This window comes from Vicinamibacterales bacterium (genome assembly GCA_041659285.1).
Classification (GTDB): Bacteria; Acidobacteriota; Vicinamibacteria; order Vicinamibacterales; family UBA2999; genus 12-FULL-67-14b.
Genome location: JBAZYO010000001.1, coordinates 233,625 through 247,084, shown reverse-complemented (window position 1 = coordinate 247,084; position 13,460 = coordinate 233,625). Strand labels below are relative to the sequence as shown.

General features: G+C 67.9%; 13 protein-coding genes. 6 read left to right on the top strand and 7 right to left on the bottom strand.

Annotated features, from left to right (window positions below; genetic code table 11):
* From gmk to WC815_01100, 5 genes are read right to left on the bottom strand one after another with little or no spacing between them, the layout of a single operon-like run.
* Positions 1-624 (bottom strand): guanylate kinase, encoded by a 624-nt coding sequence (gmk, locus tag WC815_01120; GenBank protein MFA5907355.1) that lies wholly within the window; start codon positions 622-624, stop codon positions 1-3.
* On the bottom strand, positions 614-1,492 hold the full coding sequence (locus WC815_01115; GenBank protein ID MFA5907354.1) for a YicC/YloC family endoribonuclease: 879 nt from the start codon (positions 1,490-1,492) through the stop codon (positions 614-616). Before WC815_01115 ends, gmk begins: the two co-directional genes overlap by 11 nt.
* Positions 1,493-1,500: 8 nt before the next feature.
* Positions 1,501-3,282 carry a lipid A export permease/ATP-binding protein MsbA gene (gene msbA / locus WC815_01110; protein MFA5907353.1) on the bottom strand — a complete coding sequence of 594 codons (1,782 nt, stop codon included), beginning with the start codon at positions 3,280-3,282 and terminating at the stop codon, positions 1,501-1,503.
* The gene (gene galE, locus WC815_01105) at positions 3,282-4,283 is read right to left on the bottom strand and encodes a UDP-glucose 4-epimerase GalE (GenBank protein ID MFA5907352.1); all 1,002 of its coding nucleotides are present in this window, start codon (positions 4,281-4,283) and stop codon (positions 3,282-3,284) included. The genes msbA and galE overlap by 1 nt, the downstream gene beginning before the upstream one ends.
* Positions 4,284-4,285: 2 nt before the next feature.
* The gene (locus WC815_01100; GenBank protein MFA5907351.1) at positions 4,286-5,584 is read right to left on the bottom strand and encodes a UDP-glucose/GDP-mannose dehydrogenase family protein; all 1,299 of its coding nucleotides are present in this window, start codon (positions 5,582-5,584) and stop codon (positions 4,286-4,288) included.
* A 95-nt stretch (positions 5,585-5,679) separates the two neighbouring features.
* Here WC815_01100 and WC815_01095 point away from each other — a divergent pair, with 95 nt between their 5' ends.
* From WC815_01095 to WC815_01080, 4 genes are read left to right on the top strand one after another with little or no spacing between them, the layout of a single operon-like run.
* Positions 5,680-6,807: a glycosyltransferase family 1 protein gene (locus tag WC815_01095; protein ID MFA5907350.1), complete on the top strand. Its 1,128-nt coding sequence runs from the start codon at positions 5,680-5,682 to the stop codon at positions 6,805-6,807.
* Positions 6,791-7,909, top strand: coding sequence for a glycosyltransferase family 1 protein (locus WC815_01090; GenBank protein ID MFA5907349.1), 1,119 nt, complete (start codon positions 6,791-6,793; stop codon positions 7,907-7,909). Before WC815_01095 ends, WC815_01090 begins: the two co-directional genes overlap by 17 nt.
* Positions 7,899-8,729, top strand: a complete 831-nt coding sequence (locus tag WC815_01085) for a glycosyltransferase family 2 protein (GenBank protein ID MFA5907348.1) — start codon at positions 7,899-7,901, stop codon at positions 8,727-8,729. The genes WC815_01090 and WC815_01085 overlap by 11 nt, the downstream gene beginning before the upstream one ends.
* Position 8,730: 1 nt before the next feature.
* Complete coding sequence (locus WC815_01080) at positions 8,731-9,843, top strand: glycosyltransferase family 1 protein (GenBank protein ID MFA5907347.1); 1,113 nt, start codon at positions 8,731-8,733, stop codon at positions 9,841-9,843.
* 203 nt (positions 9,844-10,046) lie between these two features.
* On the opposite strand, the gene WC815_01075 is transcribed toward WC815_01080, so the two are convergent.
* Together WC815_01075 and WC815_01070 are read right to left on the bottom strand one after the other, a co-directional pair.
* Complete coding sequence (locus tag WC815_01075) at positions 10,047-10,454, bottom strand: type II toxin-antitoxin system VapC family toxin (protein ID MFA5907346.1); 408 nt, start codon at positions 10,452-10,454, stop codon at positions 10,047-10,049.
* The gene (locus WC815_01070; protein ID MFA5907345.1) at positions 10,451-10,684 is read right to left on the bottom strand and encodes a hypothetical protein; all 234 of its coding nucleotides are present in this window, start codon (positions 10,682-10,684) and stop codon (positions 10,451-10,453) included. The genes WC815_01075 and WC815_01070 overlap by 4 nt, the downstream gene beginning before the upstream one ends.
* 185 nt (positions 10,685-10,869) lie before the next feature.
* On the opposite strand from WC815_01070, the gene WC815_01065 reads away from it, so the two are divergent.
* Both WC815_01065 and WC815_01060 read left to right on the top strand, forming a co-directional pair.
* Positions 10,870-12,027 carry a glycosyltransferase gene (locus tag WC815_01065; GenBank protein MFA5907344.1) on the top strand — a complete coding sequence of 386 codons (1,158 nt, stop codon included), beginning with the start codon at positions 10,870-10,872 and terminating at the stop codon, positions 12,025-12,027.
* Positions 12,021-13,460 carry an undecaprenyl-phosphate glucose phosphotransferase gene (locus tag WC815_01060; GenBank protein MFA5907343.1) on the top strand — a complete coding sequence of 480 codons (1,440 nt, stop codon included), beginning with the start codon at positions 12,021-12,023 and terminating at the stop codon, positions 13,458-13,460. Before WC815_01065 ends, WC815_01060 begins: the two co-directional genes overlap by 7 nt.

Sequence of the window (13,460 nt, the reverse complement as noted above, 5' to 3'; positions counted from 1 at the left end):
TCAGGGACGAAACGTCCGAATGATCTCTTCCGCAATCGGCTTCATGCGGTGCGTCCGCGACCGCTCGGCGGCAATGATTTCCTGCATCCGCACCACCGTGGGTTCCAGTTCATCATTGATCACGACGTAGTCGTAGGCGGTGCAATGAAACACCTCGGCGCGCGCCGTCGACAGCCGCCGCTGGATGGCGTCCTCGCTGTCGAGGCTGCGGCCGCGCAGCCGCCGCTCGAGAATCTCGAACGACGGCGGCAGGACGAAGATGCGCGTGTGGTCGATGTCCTGGGCCTTGACCTGCTCCGCGCCCTGCACGTCGATGGTCAGCACGACGTCCTGGCCGGAGGCCAGGTAGCCCTCGGTGTCGAGGCGAGAGGTCCCGTAGAGGTTGCCGAACACGTCCGCCCACTCCAGAAATTCCTGGCGGAGGATCATCGCCTCGAAGGTTTCGCGGCTGACGAAGTTGTAGTCCACGCCGTCGCGCTCGCCGGCCCGCGCCGCCCGCGACGTGTAGGAGCGCGACATCCGCAGGTTGGGGAGAATCTGCACCAGGCGCTCGGCCAGCGTCGTCTTGCCGGTGCCCGAGGCCGCCGAGACGATGAACAGCAGCCCGCGGGTCCTACTCGACATTCTGCACCTGCTCGCGCATCTTCTCCAGTTCGGCCTTGGCCTGGATCACCACCTCCGACACCTGTAGCCCGTCGGCCTTCGACCCGATCGTGTTGACCTCGCGGTTCATCTCCTGCAGCAGGAAGTCGAGCTTGCGGCCACACGGCTCAGGGCTGTCGGACAACGCGTCCCAATGCGCGAGGTGGCCGTGGAAGCGCGTCACCTCCTCGCTGATGTCGGAGCGCTGCGCCACGCGCACCACTTCCTGGGCCAGCGCCGCCTGGTCGATCGGCAGCGCCCCGGCCAGCTCGCGGGCCCGCTCGAGCAGCCGCGCCTCGAGCGCCTCGCGCCCGGTGTTGGCGGCCGCCGCAATCCGGACGATCAGGTCCGCCAGCAATGCCTTGCGCGCATCGAGATCGGCGCGCAGGTGCTGCCCTTCCTTGACGCGCATGGTCTCGAGTTGCTCGATGGCGCCGTCGAGGGCCGCATCCACCGGCGCGCCCAGCGCTTCGGCCAGGCCGCCCGACTCGGGCATCTGTTCCTGGATGGTCAGGGCCTGCGGCAGGCGCAGCAGGTCGCCGGGCGTCAGCGTGCCGGTGATCAGGCCCCGCGACCGGGCCTGCTCCATGGCGGCCGACAGCGCCTGCGCGAACTCGGCGTTGAGCTCGATTCGCGGCGCGGTGGCCTGCCGCAGTTGCAGCGAGACCGCGATCTCGACGCGCCCGCGGGCGAGCCGCTTCTGCACCAGCGCCCGCACCTGCGGTTCGAGCGAGGCCAGCGACGCCGGCAGCCGCAACTGCAGATCCAGGAAGCGGTGGTTCACGGCGCGAATGGTCACCCCGATCGTACCGCGCTCATCGTCTCGCGTGAGGGAGGCAAAACCGGTCATGCTCTTGATCATAGGGCGGACTCAGCCTTCAAGCGTTCGCCCTTCAACTCTTTGGTCTCGGGCCGGGTTTCGAGCAACTGCATCTGGTGAAGCCGGGCATAGCTGCCGTTGGGCCGCGTCACCAGTTCGTCGTGCTTGCCAATTTCCACCAGGCGGCCGCGCTCCAGCACAATGATGGCATCAGCCTTCTGCACGGTCGAGAGGCGATGCGCGATTACGAACGACGTGCGGTTCATCATCAGCGTGGCCAGCGCCTCCTGTACCAGGCGCTCGGATTCGGAGTCGAGCGCCGAGGTGGCCTCGTCCAGGATCAGCAACGGCGAGTTCTTGAGCAGGGCGCGCGCAATCGCCAGCCGCTGCCGCTGCCCGCCCGACAGCCGCTGGCCGCGCTCGCCGATCGTCGTCTTGTAGCCGTGGGGCTGGGCGGCGATGAAGTCGTGCGCGTTGGCCGCCCGCGCCGCCGCCTCGATCGCCGCCATCGGCGCGCCGGGCGTGCCGTAGGCGATGTTGGCGGCGATGGTGTCGTCGAACAGCACCGTCTCCTGGGTCACCATGCCGATCTGCGCACGCAGCGAGGCGAGCGTGACGTCGCGGATGTCCCGCCCATCCACCAGGATGGCGCCGGCCGTCACGTCGTAGAAGCGCGGCAGCAGGTTGACCAGCGTGGTCTTGCCGGCGCCGCTGCGCCCGACGATCGCCACCATCTGGCCGGCGCGCACGGTGAACGAGACGCCGCGCAGGGTGCTGCGGCCGTGGCCGTCCTCGTAGCCGAAGCTGACGTCGTTGAACTCGATGGCGCCGGTGAACGGCGGCATCGGCGCGGCGCCCTCGCGCTCGCGGACCTCGGTGTGGGTGTCGAGCAGCTCGAAGATGCGCTCCGACGCCGCCATCGCCTGCTGCAGGTTGGCGTTCACCCGCGACAGCTTCTTGATCGGCCCGTACATCAGCAGCAACGCCGCCACGAACGAGGTGAACTCCCCCGCGGTCAGCCGCCCCTGGGCAATTTCCCGGCTGCCGTACCAGAGCGCGCCGACGATGGCGATGCCGCCCAGGAATTCCATGAGCGGCGGCAGCGTCGCCAGCACGCGCGTCACCTTCAGGTTGGTCCGGAACAAGGTGGACGAGGAGCGCTCGAACTTGGCGGCCTCGCGGCCCTCGGCGCCAAACGCCTTGACGATGCGGTGGCCGGTGAACGCCTCGCCGGCCACGTGCGACATGTGTTCCTGCGCCTCCTGGCTCCACCGCGAGACGGTGCGCACCCGCTTGCCGAGGCGGACGACCGGATAGACCACCAGCGGCGCCGCGGTCATGCACACCAGCGCGAGCTTGGCGTCGTAATAGAACAGCAGGGCCGCCGAGCCCAACAGCGTCAGCGACTCGCGGGACAGGTCGCCGATGGTCTCGGACACGGCGCGCTGCACCATGCCGACGTCGTTGTTGATGCGCGACAGCAACTGCCCGGCCGTGCGCCGCGCGAAGAACGCCGCCGACTGGTCCAGCAGGTGGCGGAACAACTGGTTGCGCACGACCATCACCACGCGGTGGCCGAGGCCCTCCATCAGGTAGCTGGAGAAATACGACCCGAGGCCCTTGAGCAGGTAGACCCCCAGGATCGCCGCGGTGATGTACGCCAGGTCGCCCTGCGCCGTCAGCACGTCGTCGATGATCGGCTTGATCAGGTAGACCAGCGCTGCTGACGCGGCCCCGTACACGACCATGGCCACAGCCGCGCCGGCAATGACCGCCTTATGGGGCGTCGCGTAGCGGAGGAGGCGGAGAAAGGCGTCCATCAGCGGGTGCTAGACACCGTATACCCTCTTGGATGGGTCGAATGCCACTGCCATGCGTGGCGGACGATGACCTCGAGGTCGGCGAAGCGCGGCGTCCATTTCAGCTCGTGCTGGGCGCGGTCGCTCGCGGCGTACAGCGCCGCCGGGTCGCCCGGGCGCCGCGGCGCCTTCTCCCAGGCCACCGCCGACCCGACGACGCGGCTCACCGTGTCGATCACGGCGCGCACCGACTGCGGCGTGCCGGTGCCGATGTTATAGGCGGATGACGAGGCCCCGGCTTCGAGCGCGGCCAGCGCGCACAAATGCGCCTCGGCCAGGTCGCAGACGTGGATGTAGTCGCGCTGGCAGGTGCCGTCCGGCGTCGGGTAATCCTCGCCGAACACCTTCAGCGGCGTGCCGCCGGTGGCGGCGCGGATCGCCAGCGGGATCAGGTGGATCTCGTCCGCGTGATCCTCGCCGATGCTGCCGTCGGGATGCGCGCCGGCGGCGTTGAAATACCGCAGCGCCATCCACTTGAGGCCATAGGCACGTTCGAGGTGCGGCAGCGCGCGCTCGATCGCCAGCTTGGTTTCGCCGTAGGCGTTGATCGGCCGCGTCTCGAGGGTTTCGACAATCGGCACGCGTGACGGCTCGCCGTAGACCGCGCAGGTGGACGAGAACACGAACCGCCGCACGCCCGCCTGGCGCATCGCCTCGAGCACGCCCAGCGTGCCGACCACGTTGTTCCGGTAGTAGTCGATCGGCTTCTGCACCGACTCGCCGACCGCGAGCCAGGCCGCGAAGTGCATGACCGCGTCGGCGCGATGCTCCACCAGCAGCCGGCGGACGGCCTCGACATCGTGGATGGCGGCGCGCACGAGGGGCACGCCCGCGGGGATCGACTGTTCGTGGCCGGCCGACAGGTCGTCGAGCACGGCGACCGCATGGCCCGCGTCCACGAGGGCGCGGACCGCGTGGCTGCCGATGTACCCCGCGCCCCCGGTGACGACTACGCGAGACATGGCTACCGTCCGATCGAGAAGTAGGTGAAGCCTTGCGCCTTCATCTGGTCCGGCTGGTAGATGTTGCGACCGTCGAACACGACCGGCGTCCGCATCAGCTTCTTGATGCGCGCGAAGTCGGGCTCGCGGAACTCCTGCCACTCGGTGATCACCGCCAGCGCGTCGGCGCCCTTGAGCGCCTCGTAATTCTTGGCGGCGTAGGTGATCCTGGCGCCGAAGATACCCTTGGCGACCGTCATGGCCTCGGGATCGTAGGCCTGGATCTTGGCGCCCTTGGCCAGCAGCGCCTCGATGATCGGCACCGACGGCGCCTCGCGCATGTCGTCGGTCTTGGGCTTGAAGGCCAGTCCCCACACCGCGATGGTCTTGCCCTTGAGGTTGCCGCCAAAGTGCGCGTCGATCTTTTTGACCAGCACGCGCTTCTGACTCTCGTTGACCGCGTCCACGGCCTTCAGGATCTTGAAGTCGTACTTCTTGTCGGCCGAGAACTTGGTGACCGCTTTGACGTCTTTCGGAAAGCAGCTGCCGCCGTAGCCGACGCCGGGAAACAGGAACGACGTGCCGATGCGGCGATCGGCGCCCACCGCCTGGCGCACGCGATCGACGTCGGCGCCGAACAGGTCGCACACGTTCGCAATCTCGTTCATGAACGAGATCTTGGTGGCCAGGAACGCGTTCGAGGCGTACTTCGACAGCTCGGCGCTCGCGCAGTCCATCACCATGATCGGCGCGCCGGTACGGGTGAACGGCTTATGGAGCTTCACCATCAGCTCCGCGGCGCGCGGGTCTTCGGCGCCAATCACGACGCGGTCGGGCTTCATGAAGTCGTCAACCGCCGCGCCCTGCTTGAGGAACTCGGGGTTGCTGACCACGCTGAACGGATGCGTGGTTTCGCGCCGTACGACCTCGCGGACCTTCTCCGCCGTGCCGACCGGCACCGTGCTCTTGTTGACGATGACCTTGTAGCCGTTCATGGCGCGGGCAATCTCGCGCGCCACACCCATCACGTGCCGGAGGTCGGCGGAGCCGTCTTCGCCCTGCGGCGTGCCGACCGCGATGAAGACCACCTCGGCCGTCCGCACGGCCTTGGGCAGCTCGGTGGTGAACACCAGCCGGCCCTCGGTCTTGTTCCGCTTGACCATCTCTTCGAGGCCGGGTTCGTAGATGGGCACCTTGCCGCGCCTGAGCATGCGGACTTTGGCGTCGTCCTTGTCCACACAGGTCACGTCGTTACCCGACTCGGCGAGGCAGGCGCCAAGCACGAGCCCCACATACCCAGTCCCCACCACCGCGATCTTCATTCCGCCCCCAAAACATGAAAGACTACCATTCGAGGTTTATGCTGTCAACATACTGAACCACAAGGACTTGCCGGTCTTGTGGTACTCTCTTGTGCGTGCGGATCCTGGTCGACTACCGCCCGGCGCTACGCGAGCGGACGGGCGTCGGCGAATTCGTTCATGAACTCGCCAGGGCCCTGTGCGACGGGAGCCATCCGCAGGACCCCGTCACGCTGTTTACCAGTTCCTGGAAGGACCGGGCCTCGGCAGCACTTGCATCCGAGATGCCATCGGCCCGGATCGCGGACGTCAAGATCCCGGTACGCACCCTGGTCTGGGACTGGAATCGCATGGAATGGCCGCCCATCGAGTGGTTCGCGGGCGAGCACGACGTGGTCCACAGCCAGAGCCCGATGCTGATTCCCACCACCAACGGCGCGCGGGTGGTCACCATCCACGACCTGGATTTTCTGCGCCACCCGGAACAAATGTCTGCCGAAATCCGCCGCGACTACCCGCGGCTGGCGCGCTCGCACGCGGCGCGCGCCGACGCCATTGTCGTGTCGTCGCAGTACGCGGCCGGTGAGGTGACCCGTGAGCTGGGCATCACCCCGTCGCGCGTCCACGTGTGCCCGCCGGGGCGCCCGGACTGGTCCGCCGCGGTCGCGGCGCGACAGGCGAAACAGCGAGGCACCACGATCCTGTTCCTGGGCACGCTGAACCTGCGCAAGAACGTCGGCACCCTGCTCGAGGCCTACGCCCGCCTTCGCGCCCAGGTGCCGGATGCGCCGCGCCTCGTGCTGGCGGGCCACACCACGCCGGACTCGGCCCGCTGGGAGGCCCGCGCCAAGGAGGCGCCACTCGCCGGGCACGTCGAGATCACGGGCTACGTGGACACCGCGACCCGCATCGAGCTGTTCGCCCGCGCGCGGATGCTCGTGCTGCCCTCGTACGAGGAAGGCTTCGGCCTGCCGGTCCTCGAGGCGATGGCGTGCGGGATCCCGGTGGTGGTGTCGGCGCGCGGCTCGCTCCCGGAAGTGGCCGGCCCCGCCGCCGATCCGATCGATCCTGACGATGCGGAGGCGCTGACCGCCCGCATGCGCGCCCTCCTGGACGATGGTGAGGTCGAGGCGGCGGCGCACCGCAGCCTCCTGCAGGCGTCGCTCTACAGCTGGACCGCGTGCGCGGCCGCCGCCCGCAAGGCCTACGCCTCGGCCATGGAGGTCCATGCGCATCGCCGTTGACGCGCGCGAGCTCTGCGGCCACACCACGGGCGTGGGACGGTATCTCAGCGAGTTGCTCACCGAGTGGGCGACGGCGCCCGACGCGGCTCGCCATGAGTGGACGCTCTACGCGCACGCGCCGCCACGGCTTCCCGAGGGCTGGAAGTCCAACGTCCGGGTCATTGCCGGCAGCGGCGGGTCCTCATGGGAACAATGGGCCTTCCCCCGCGCGCTCGCGTCGCGGCGTCCCGACGTGGTGTTCGCGCCGGCGTATTCCGCGCCGCTCACGGCGCCCGCGCCGGTGGTGCTGACCATTCACGACGTGTCGTTCTTCGCGCACCCGGAGTGGTTCGCGTCCCGCGAGGGCCTGCGGCGGCGCCTCCTCACCGCCTGGTCGGCGCGGCGCGCCAAGGTGGTGCTGACCGACACCGCCTTCTCGCAGGGCGAGATCGCGCGGCACATCGGGCTGCCCGCGTCCCGTGTCCGCGTGATTCCCCTCGGCATGCGGGCTGTGGTCCGGCTGAAGCCGGACGCCACGTCACTGATGGCCGCCCCACCGGAACCTGTGCGCGAGCCAATCGTGTTATACGTGGGCTCGGTGTTTGAGCGACGACGGGTTGATCAGTTGATTGGGGCCTTTGATACCGTGGCGGACCAGGTGCCGGCGGCACAACTCGAGATCGTCGGGGAAAACCGGACGCGGCGGCCGCGCCTCGACCTCGACGCCCTGCGCGGGCAATCGCGCCATCGGGATCGCATCCACATCAGGTCCTATGTTGACGACGCCACGCTGGCGAGCTTGTACGCGCGCGCCTCGGTGTTTGCCTTCCTCTCGGAATACGAAGGCTTCGGCCTGACGCCCCTCGAAGCGCTGGCGGCAGGCGTGCCGCCGGTGTTGCTCGACACGCCGGTGGCGCGTGAAACGGCCGGCGCGGCCGCGCGCTACGTGCCGCCGGCGGCCGGGCGCGAGGCGATCGCGGCGGCGCTGGTTACGTGCCTGACCAACGCCGGCGCGCGCCGCGACATCCTGCAGCAGGCGCCCGCCGTGCTGGGCCAGTACAACTGGGCGGCCACCGCCGCCCGCACGCTGGCCGCCATCGAAGAGGGTGCCGGTGCCCGATAATCTCTTCTCCCTCGCCATCATCATCGTCACCTACAACTCGGCGGACGAGATCGTCGCGTGCCTCGACTCGCTGGTGGGACACACCGATCCGTTCCCGACCACCATCACCGTGGTTGACAACGCGTCCAGCGACGGCACCGCCGGCCTGGTCAGGCAACGGTTCCCGAGCGTGCGGGTGATCGAGTCGCCCACCAACGTCGGGTTCTCGCGCGCGAACAACCTGGGCATTCGCGCCACGGGTGGCGACTACGTCCTGCTCATGAACCCCGACACCGTGGCGCCGCCGGGCGCCATCCAGACGCTGGTGCGCGGGCTGGCATCGCACCGCGACGCGGCGGTGGCGGGCGCCCGCCTGCTGAGCGAGCGCGGGTTCCCGGAATTGTCGTGGGGCGAGCCGATCAGCCCCTGGAGCGAGTTCAAGCGGAAGGTGTTCTCGACCCTCTACCACCGCAAAATCCGGCGCATCGTCCGCCGGGTGGACAAGTTGAGCCGCCAGGCGCGCGAAGTGGCGTGGGTCAGCGGCGCCTGCATGGTGATCCGGCGCCCCGATCTCGAGGCTGTGGGCCTGCTCGACGAGCGGTTCTTCATGTACACGGAAGACGTCGACCTGTGCGTGCAGATGACCAAGCGCGGCCGCACGGTACTGTATGTGGCCGGCGCCGAGGTCCTGCACTACCGCGGGCGGTCCGCGGGCCGCAACCCGGACACCGCGCGCATGCGCCGGAAGAGCCAGGTCGCGTACTACGACAAGCACCTGCCCCGGTGGGCCGGGCTGCTCCGGTCCTACCTGAAAATCACCGGCAAGCCCTTCACGGACTGACATGCGTATCGCGATCGACGCGCGGAAGCTGCGCGACTTCGGCATCGGCACCTACATTCGCAACATCCTGATCGAGCTGTCACGCCTCGATCAGCAGACCGAGTACGTGGTGCTGTGCAAGCCGGACGACATGGATTCCGGGGACGTGCTGGGGCGGAACTTCCGGATGGTGCCGGAAACCGCGCCGCCGTATTCGATTGCCGAGCAGTTCCGCATCCCGCTCGCGCTCGCGCGCGAGCGCGTCAAGATGGTCCACGAGCCGCACTACGTGCTGCCGCCGGCCATCCGCTGCCGGTCGGTGGTGACCATCCACGACTGCATCCACCTGATGTTCCCGCAGTACCTGCCGGGCAAGCTCGCCCACGTCTACGCCAAGGGGTCGATGTGGAGCGCCACGCGCAAGGCCGACAAGGTGCTGACGGTGTCGGAGGCGTCGAAGCGCGACATCCTGCGCTTCTTCGACATCCCGCCGGAGAAGGTGGTGGTGATCTACAACGCCATCGACGAGCGGTTTCTCGGCGAAGCCGACACCACGCGCATGGACCTGACGCGGCAGCGCTACCAGCTCGATCACCCGTTCGTGCTCTACGTCGGCAACATCAAGCCGCACAAGAACGTCGAACGCCTGGTCGAGGCGTTCGCCCTCGCCCGGCTCAGCGGTCCCGACCACCTCAAGCTGATCATCATCGGCGACGAGCTGTCGAAGTACCCGGCGCTGCGGCAGGCGGTGCACCGGCACAAGCTGGACAAGCACGTGCGGTTCCTGGGATTCCAGCCGCAGGAAACGCTGGCGGCGTTCTACCGCCTCGCCCGCGCGTTCGTGTTTCCGTCGCTGTATGAAGGCTTCGGCCTGCCGCCGCTGGAGGCCATGGCCTGCGGCACGCCGGTGGTGACATCGAACGTCTCATCGCTGCCGGAAGTGGCGGGCGGCGCCGCGCTGCTGGTGGACCCGCACGAAGCCGCGGCCATCGCCGACGGCATCGTCCGCGCGGTGACGGACGAGACGCTGCGCGCCGAGCTGATCACAAAGGGCCTCGCCCGCGCCCGCGACTTTTCGTGGAAGCAGAGCGTCGCGAAGATTCACCAGATCTACATGGAAGTGGTGAACCGGTAGGCGCGCCTTCGGCGCGTAGGGCTCGGCGCTGACGCGCCTCGTAGGGGTCGGCCGCCTGCGGCGGCCTTCCTGAGGCTCGGCCGCTCCGCGGCCTCGTGGGTCAACGAGAACGATAGCGCGGGCCGAATACGAGCAGCGCCACCACCATCACGAGCACGAGTTGCGCCATCGACAGCACAGTGCCCGAATCCTGCATCGGCCGCTCAATATTTGAGAACCCGCAGGCCTGGCACGCGCGAAAAGTCCTTTACGTTCCGCGTCACGAGCGGCGCATCATCAAGAGTCGCCGCCGTGGCAATCAGCAGATCCATGGTGGCCACCGGCTTGCTGCCGCGTGTCGTCGCGGCCAGTAATCGCGCGTAGTGTGACGCGAACCGGTCGTCCGGGTACACCACTTGAAGACCCGACATCAGTTCATCCAAGGCCTCATGCTCACGTAGCGCGTGGCGCGAGAGTTCCGCCCCGGCGCGCAGTTCACACGCCACGTGCACTGACACACCGAGCAGCTCGTTTGGATCAAGCGACTCGATCAGGTCCAGCGCGCCACCGGGTCGCCCACTCACCGTTTCGCGATGCAAATCGATCAGGAACGAGGAGTCGAGATGGATCACAGCTTGACGGCCCGGACTGGCGAGAGCTTGCGGGCCTGCACCTGCTTCTCGATCGCGTCGATGGCCGCCGGGCTGAGGTGGCTCGAACGAATCCGCGCCACAAACCGGCCAACCGTAGGCTGCGGCCCGAAATGCGCCTTGATCACCTGCGAGAACGACTGACCGCTCGCCTTGTGGCGAGAGAGCAGGCCGTACGCCTCCATGTCGATTGTGATGGTTTTGACGGCCATGCACTTATAGTGCACTTATACTGGATGGACGGTCAATCCCCACGAGCGGCGACTTGTCCGCCGTAGCGCCGAAGGCGCGAAGGTGGAAGCCGCGAGCCCCACGAGGCGCGAAGCGCCGAGCCCTACGCGGGGCTCAGCCCCGCGCCCCACGAGCGCCGGAGGCGTGCGCCCTGTATGATCGCGAGGTGCGCGTCGCCCTCATCCACGACTGGATCACCGGAATGCGCGGGGGGGAAAAGGCGCTCGAGGTCTTCTGCGAGCTCTTCCCCGCCGCGGATCTGTTCACGCTGGTCTACCTGAAGGGCACCGTCACGCCGATCATCGAGCGGCGGCTGGTGAAGAAGTCCCCCATCCATTGGCTGCCCTTCGCCGGCAGGCTGTATCGCCAGTACCTGCCGCTCTTCCCCATGGCCGTGGAACAGTTCGACCTGGATGGCTACGACCTGGTGATCAGCACCAGCCACTGCGCCGCCAAGTCGGTGGTCGTGACGGGGCGGGCCAAGCACCTCTGCTACTGCCTGACCCCCATGCGGTACGCGTGGGACCAGTTCGACGCCTATTTCGGCCCGGATCGGGTCGGGAAAGTGCCGAGCGCCCTGCTCCGCCCGGTGCTGGCGGGACTGGCCCGGTGGGACCGCGCCACGGAAGGCCGGGTACACCGCTATCTCGCTATCTCTCAATATGTTGCGCGGAGGATCGCGCTGTACTATAATCGTCAGTCGACCCTTGTGTATCCACCGGTCGACACTGACTTCTACACACCCGCCTCGGACGAGGCGGCGATAGCCGTGCCTCCAACCAAATCCCCAAATCCCCAAATCACCAGATCACCAAATTTTCTCGTGGTGTCTGCCCTGGTTCCCTATAAACGTGTCGATCTGGCCATGATGGCCGCGCGACGCGCCGGCATGCGCCTGACCGTCGTCGGGAGCGGACCCGAACGGCACAACCTCGAGCGCCTGGCGGGCGACGGCATCGAGCTGGCCGGCTGGCGATCGGATGAAGAGATTCGCGACTTGTACCGAACCTGCACGGCGGCCATCCTCCCCGGTGAAGAAGACTTCGGCATCGTGCCGGTCGAGGCGCAGGCCTGCGGCCGGCCGGTCGTGGCCCTGGGCCGCGGCGGCGCGCTCGACACCGTGATCGACGGCGAGACCGGCGTGCTGGTGGGCGACACCACGGTGGAATCGCTCGAAGCCGGCTTGCGGCGCGCGGCGGCGACGACGTGGGACCCCGCCCGCATCCGCGCCCACGCCGATACCTTCTCGCGGCGGCGGTTTGTCGCCGCCATCGAACAGGTCGTGGACGACACCATGCGCGCGCCCGCGGGGCACCGATGGTAAGGCGCCACAACCGCCTGCTCGTCGCCTTCCACGTGGCCACCGACGCGGTGATGGCCATGGTGGCGTTCCTGCTCGCCTACGTCCTCCGCTTCGAATCCGGCCTCTTCACCATCACCCGCGGCCAGCCGCCCATTGAGCAGTACTTCAGCGTGCTGCCGTTCGTGGCGCTGGTGGTGCCGATCGGCTTCCACTTCCAGGGCCTGTATCGCCTGCGGCGCGGCCGCTCGCGCATCGACGACTTCTTCAACGTGCTGGTCGGCAGCATCTTCGCCGTCGTGCTCGGCATCGTCAGCACGCTGTATTTCCAGGCCTACTACGCGTCGGACGTGCAGCGCGACATCGGCGCCTTCGAAGTGTCGCGGCTGGTGTGGGCGCTGTTCCTGCTCTGCAACATCGTCGCCGGCTACCTGTCGCGCAAGTTCATCCGCGAAGCGCTCGAGCGGCGCTGGCTGGCGGGGGTCGGCCTGCGGCGCATCCTGATCGCCGGCGCCGGCGAGCTGGGCCGCGTGGTGGCGGACCGGATGCTCGAGCATCGCGAGCTCGGCTATCAGCTGGTCGGCTTCGTCGACGACAAGGCCGGCGGCGATCACCTCGGCTACCGGGGGCTGCCGCTCCTCGGCTCGCTCAAGCAAGCCGCGGAGATCGTCGCCAACGAGAAGATCGACGACCTCTACGTGGCGCTGCCGCTCGAAGAGCACATGAAGCTGCTCGACCTGGTCGAATCGACCAGCCGCGAGGGCGTCGACGTCAAGGTGGTGCCCGACCTGCTGCAGTTCATCGCACTGCGGGCGCGGCTCGAAGACCTCGACGGCGTGCCGGTCATCAACCTGAACGACGTGCCCCACCAGGGCGTGAGCGCGTTCTTCAAGCGCACGCTCGACATCCTGATCTCCGCCGGCGCGCTGACGGTGATGGCGCTGCCCGGTCTGCTGATCTCGTGGCTGATCAAGCAGAGCTCGCCCGGACCGGTGTTCTACACGCAGGAGCGCATGGGCCTCGACGGCAAGCAGTTCAACGTCTACAAGTTCCGGACGATGCCGCTCGACGCCGAGCCGGAAGGCCCGGTGTGGGGCGACGAGAACGACCCGCGCGCGACCGGCATTGGCACGTGGCTGCGCGCCCACGACCTCGACGAATGGCCGCAGTTCTGGAACGTGCTGGTCGGCGAGATGTCGATTGTCGGCCCGCGGCCGGAACGGCCCTTCTTCGTCGAGCAGTTCAAGCACCGCATTCCGCAGTACATGCTCCGCCACAAGGTGAAGGCCGGCATCACCGGCTGGGCCCAGGTCAACGGCTGGCGCGGCAACACCTCGCTCGAGAAGCGCATCGAGTACGACCTGTACTACATCGAAAACTGGTCGGTAACCCTGGACATCAAAATCATGTGGCTGACCCTGATCCGCGTGCTTACCCCGAACCGCGGGGCCGCCTAA

Excerpts from the sequence above, each read along its gene's own strand:
- gmk (MFA5907355.1), bottom strand. The coding sequence starts at position 624 with ATGTCGAGTAGGACCCGCGGGCTGCTGTTCATCGTCTCGGCGGCCTCG.
- WC815_01115 (MFA5907354.1), bottom strand. The coding sequence starts at position 1,492 with ATGACCGGTTTTGCCTCCCTCACGCGAGACGATGAGCGCGGTACGATC.
- msbA (MFA5907353.1), bottom strand. The coding sequence starts at position 3,282 with ATGGACGCCTTTCTCCGCCTCCTCCGCTACGCGACGCCCCATAAGGCG.
- galE (MFA5907352.1), bottom strand. The coding sequence starts at position 4,283 with ATGTCTCGCGTAGTCGTCACCGGGGGCGCGGGGTACATCGGCAGCCAC.
- WC815_01100 (MFA5907351.1), bottom strand. The coding sequence starts at position 5,584 with ATGAAGATCGCGGTGGTGGGGACTGGGTATGTGGGGCTCGTGCTTGGC.
- WC815_01090 (MFA5907349.1), top strand. The coding sequence starts at position 6,791 with ATGCGCATCGCCGTTGACGCGCGCGAGCTCTGCGGCCACACCACGGGC.
- WC815_01080 (MFA5907347.1), top strand. The coding sequence starts at position 8,731 with ATGCGTATCGCGATCGACGCGCGGAAGCTGCGCGACTTCGGCATCGGC.
- WC815_01070 (MFA5907345.1), bottom strand. The coding sequence starts at position 10,684 with ATGGCCGTCAAAACCATCACAATCGACATGGAGGCGTACGGCCTGCTC.
- WC815_01060 (MFA5907343.1), top strand. The coding sequence starts at position 12,021 with ATGGTAAGGCGCCACAACCGCCTGCTCGTCGCCTTCCACGTGGCCACC.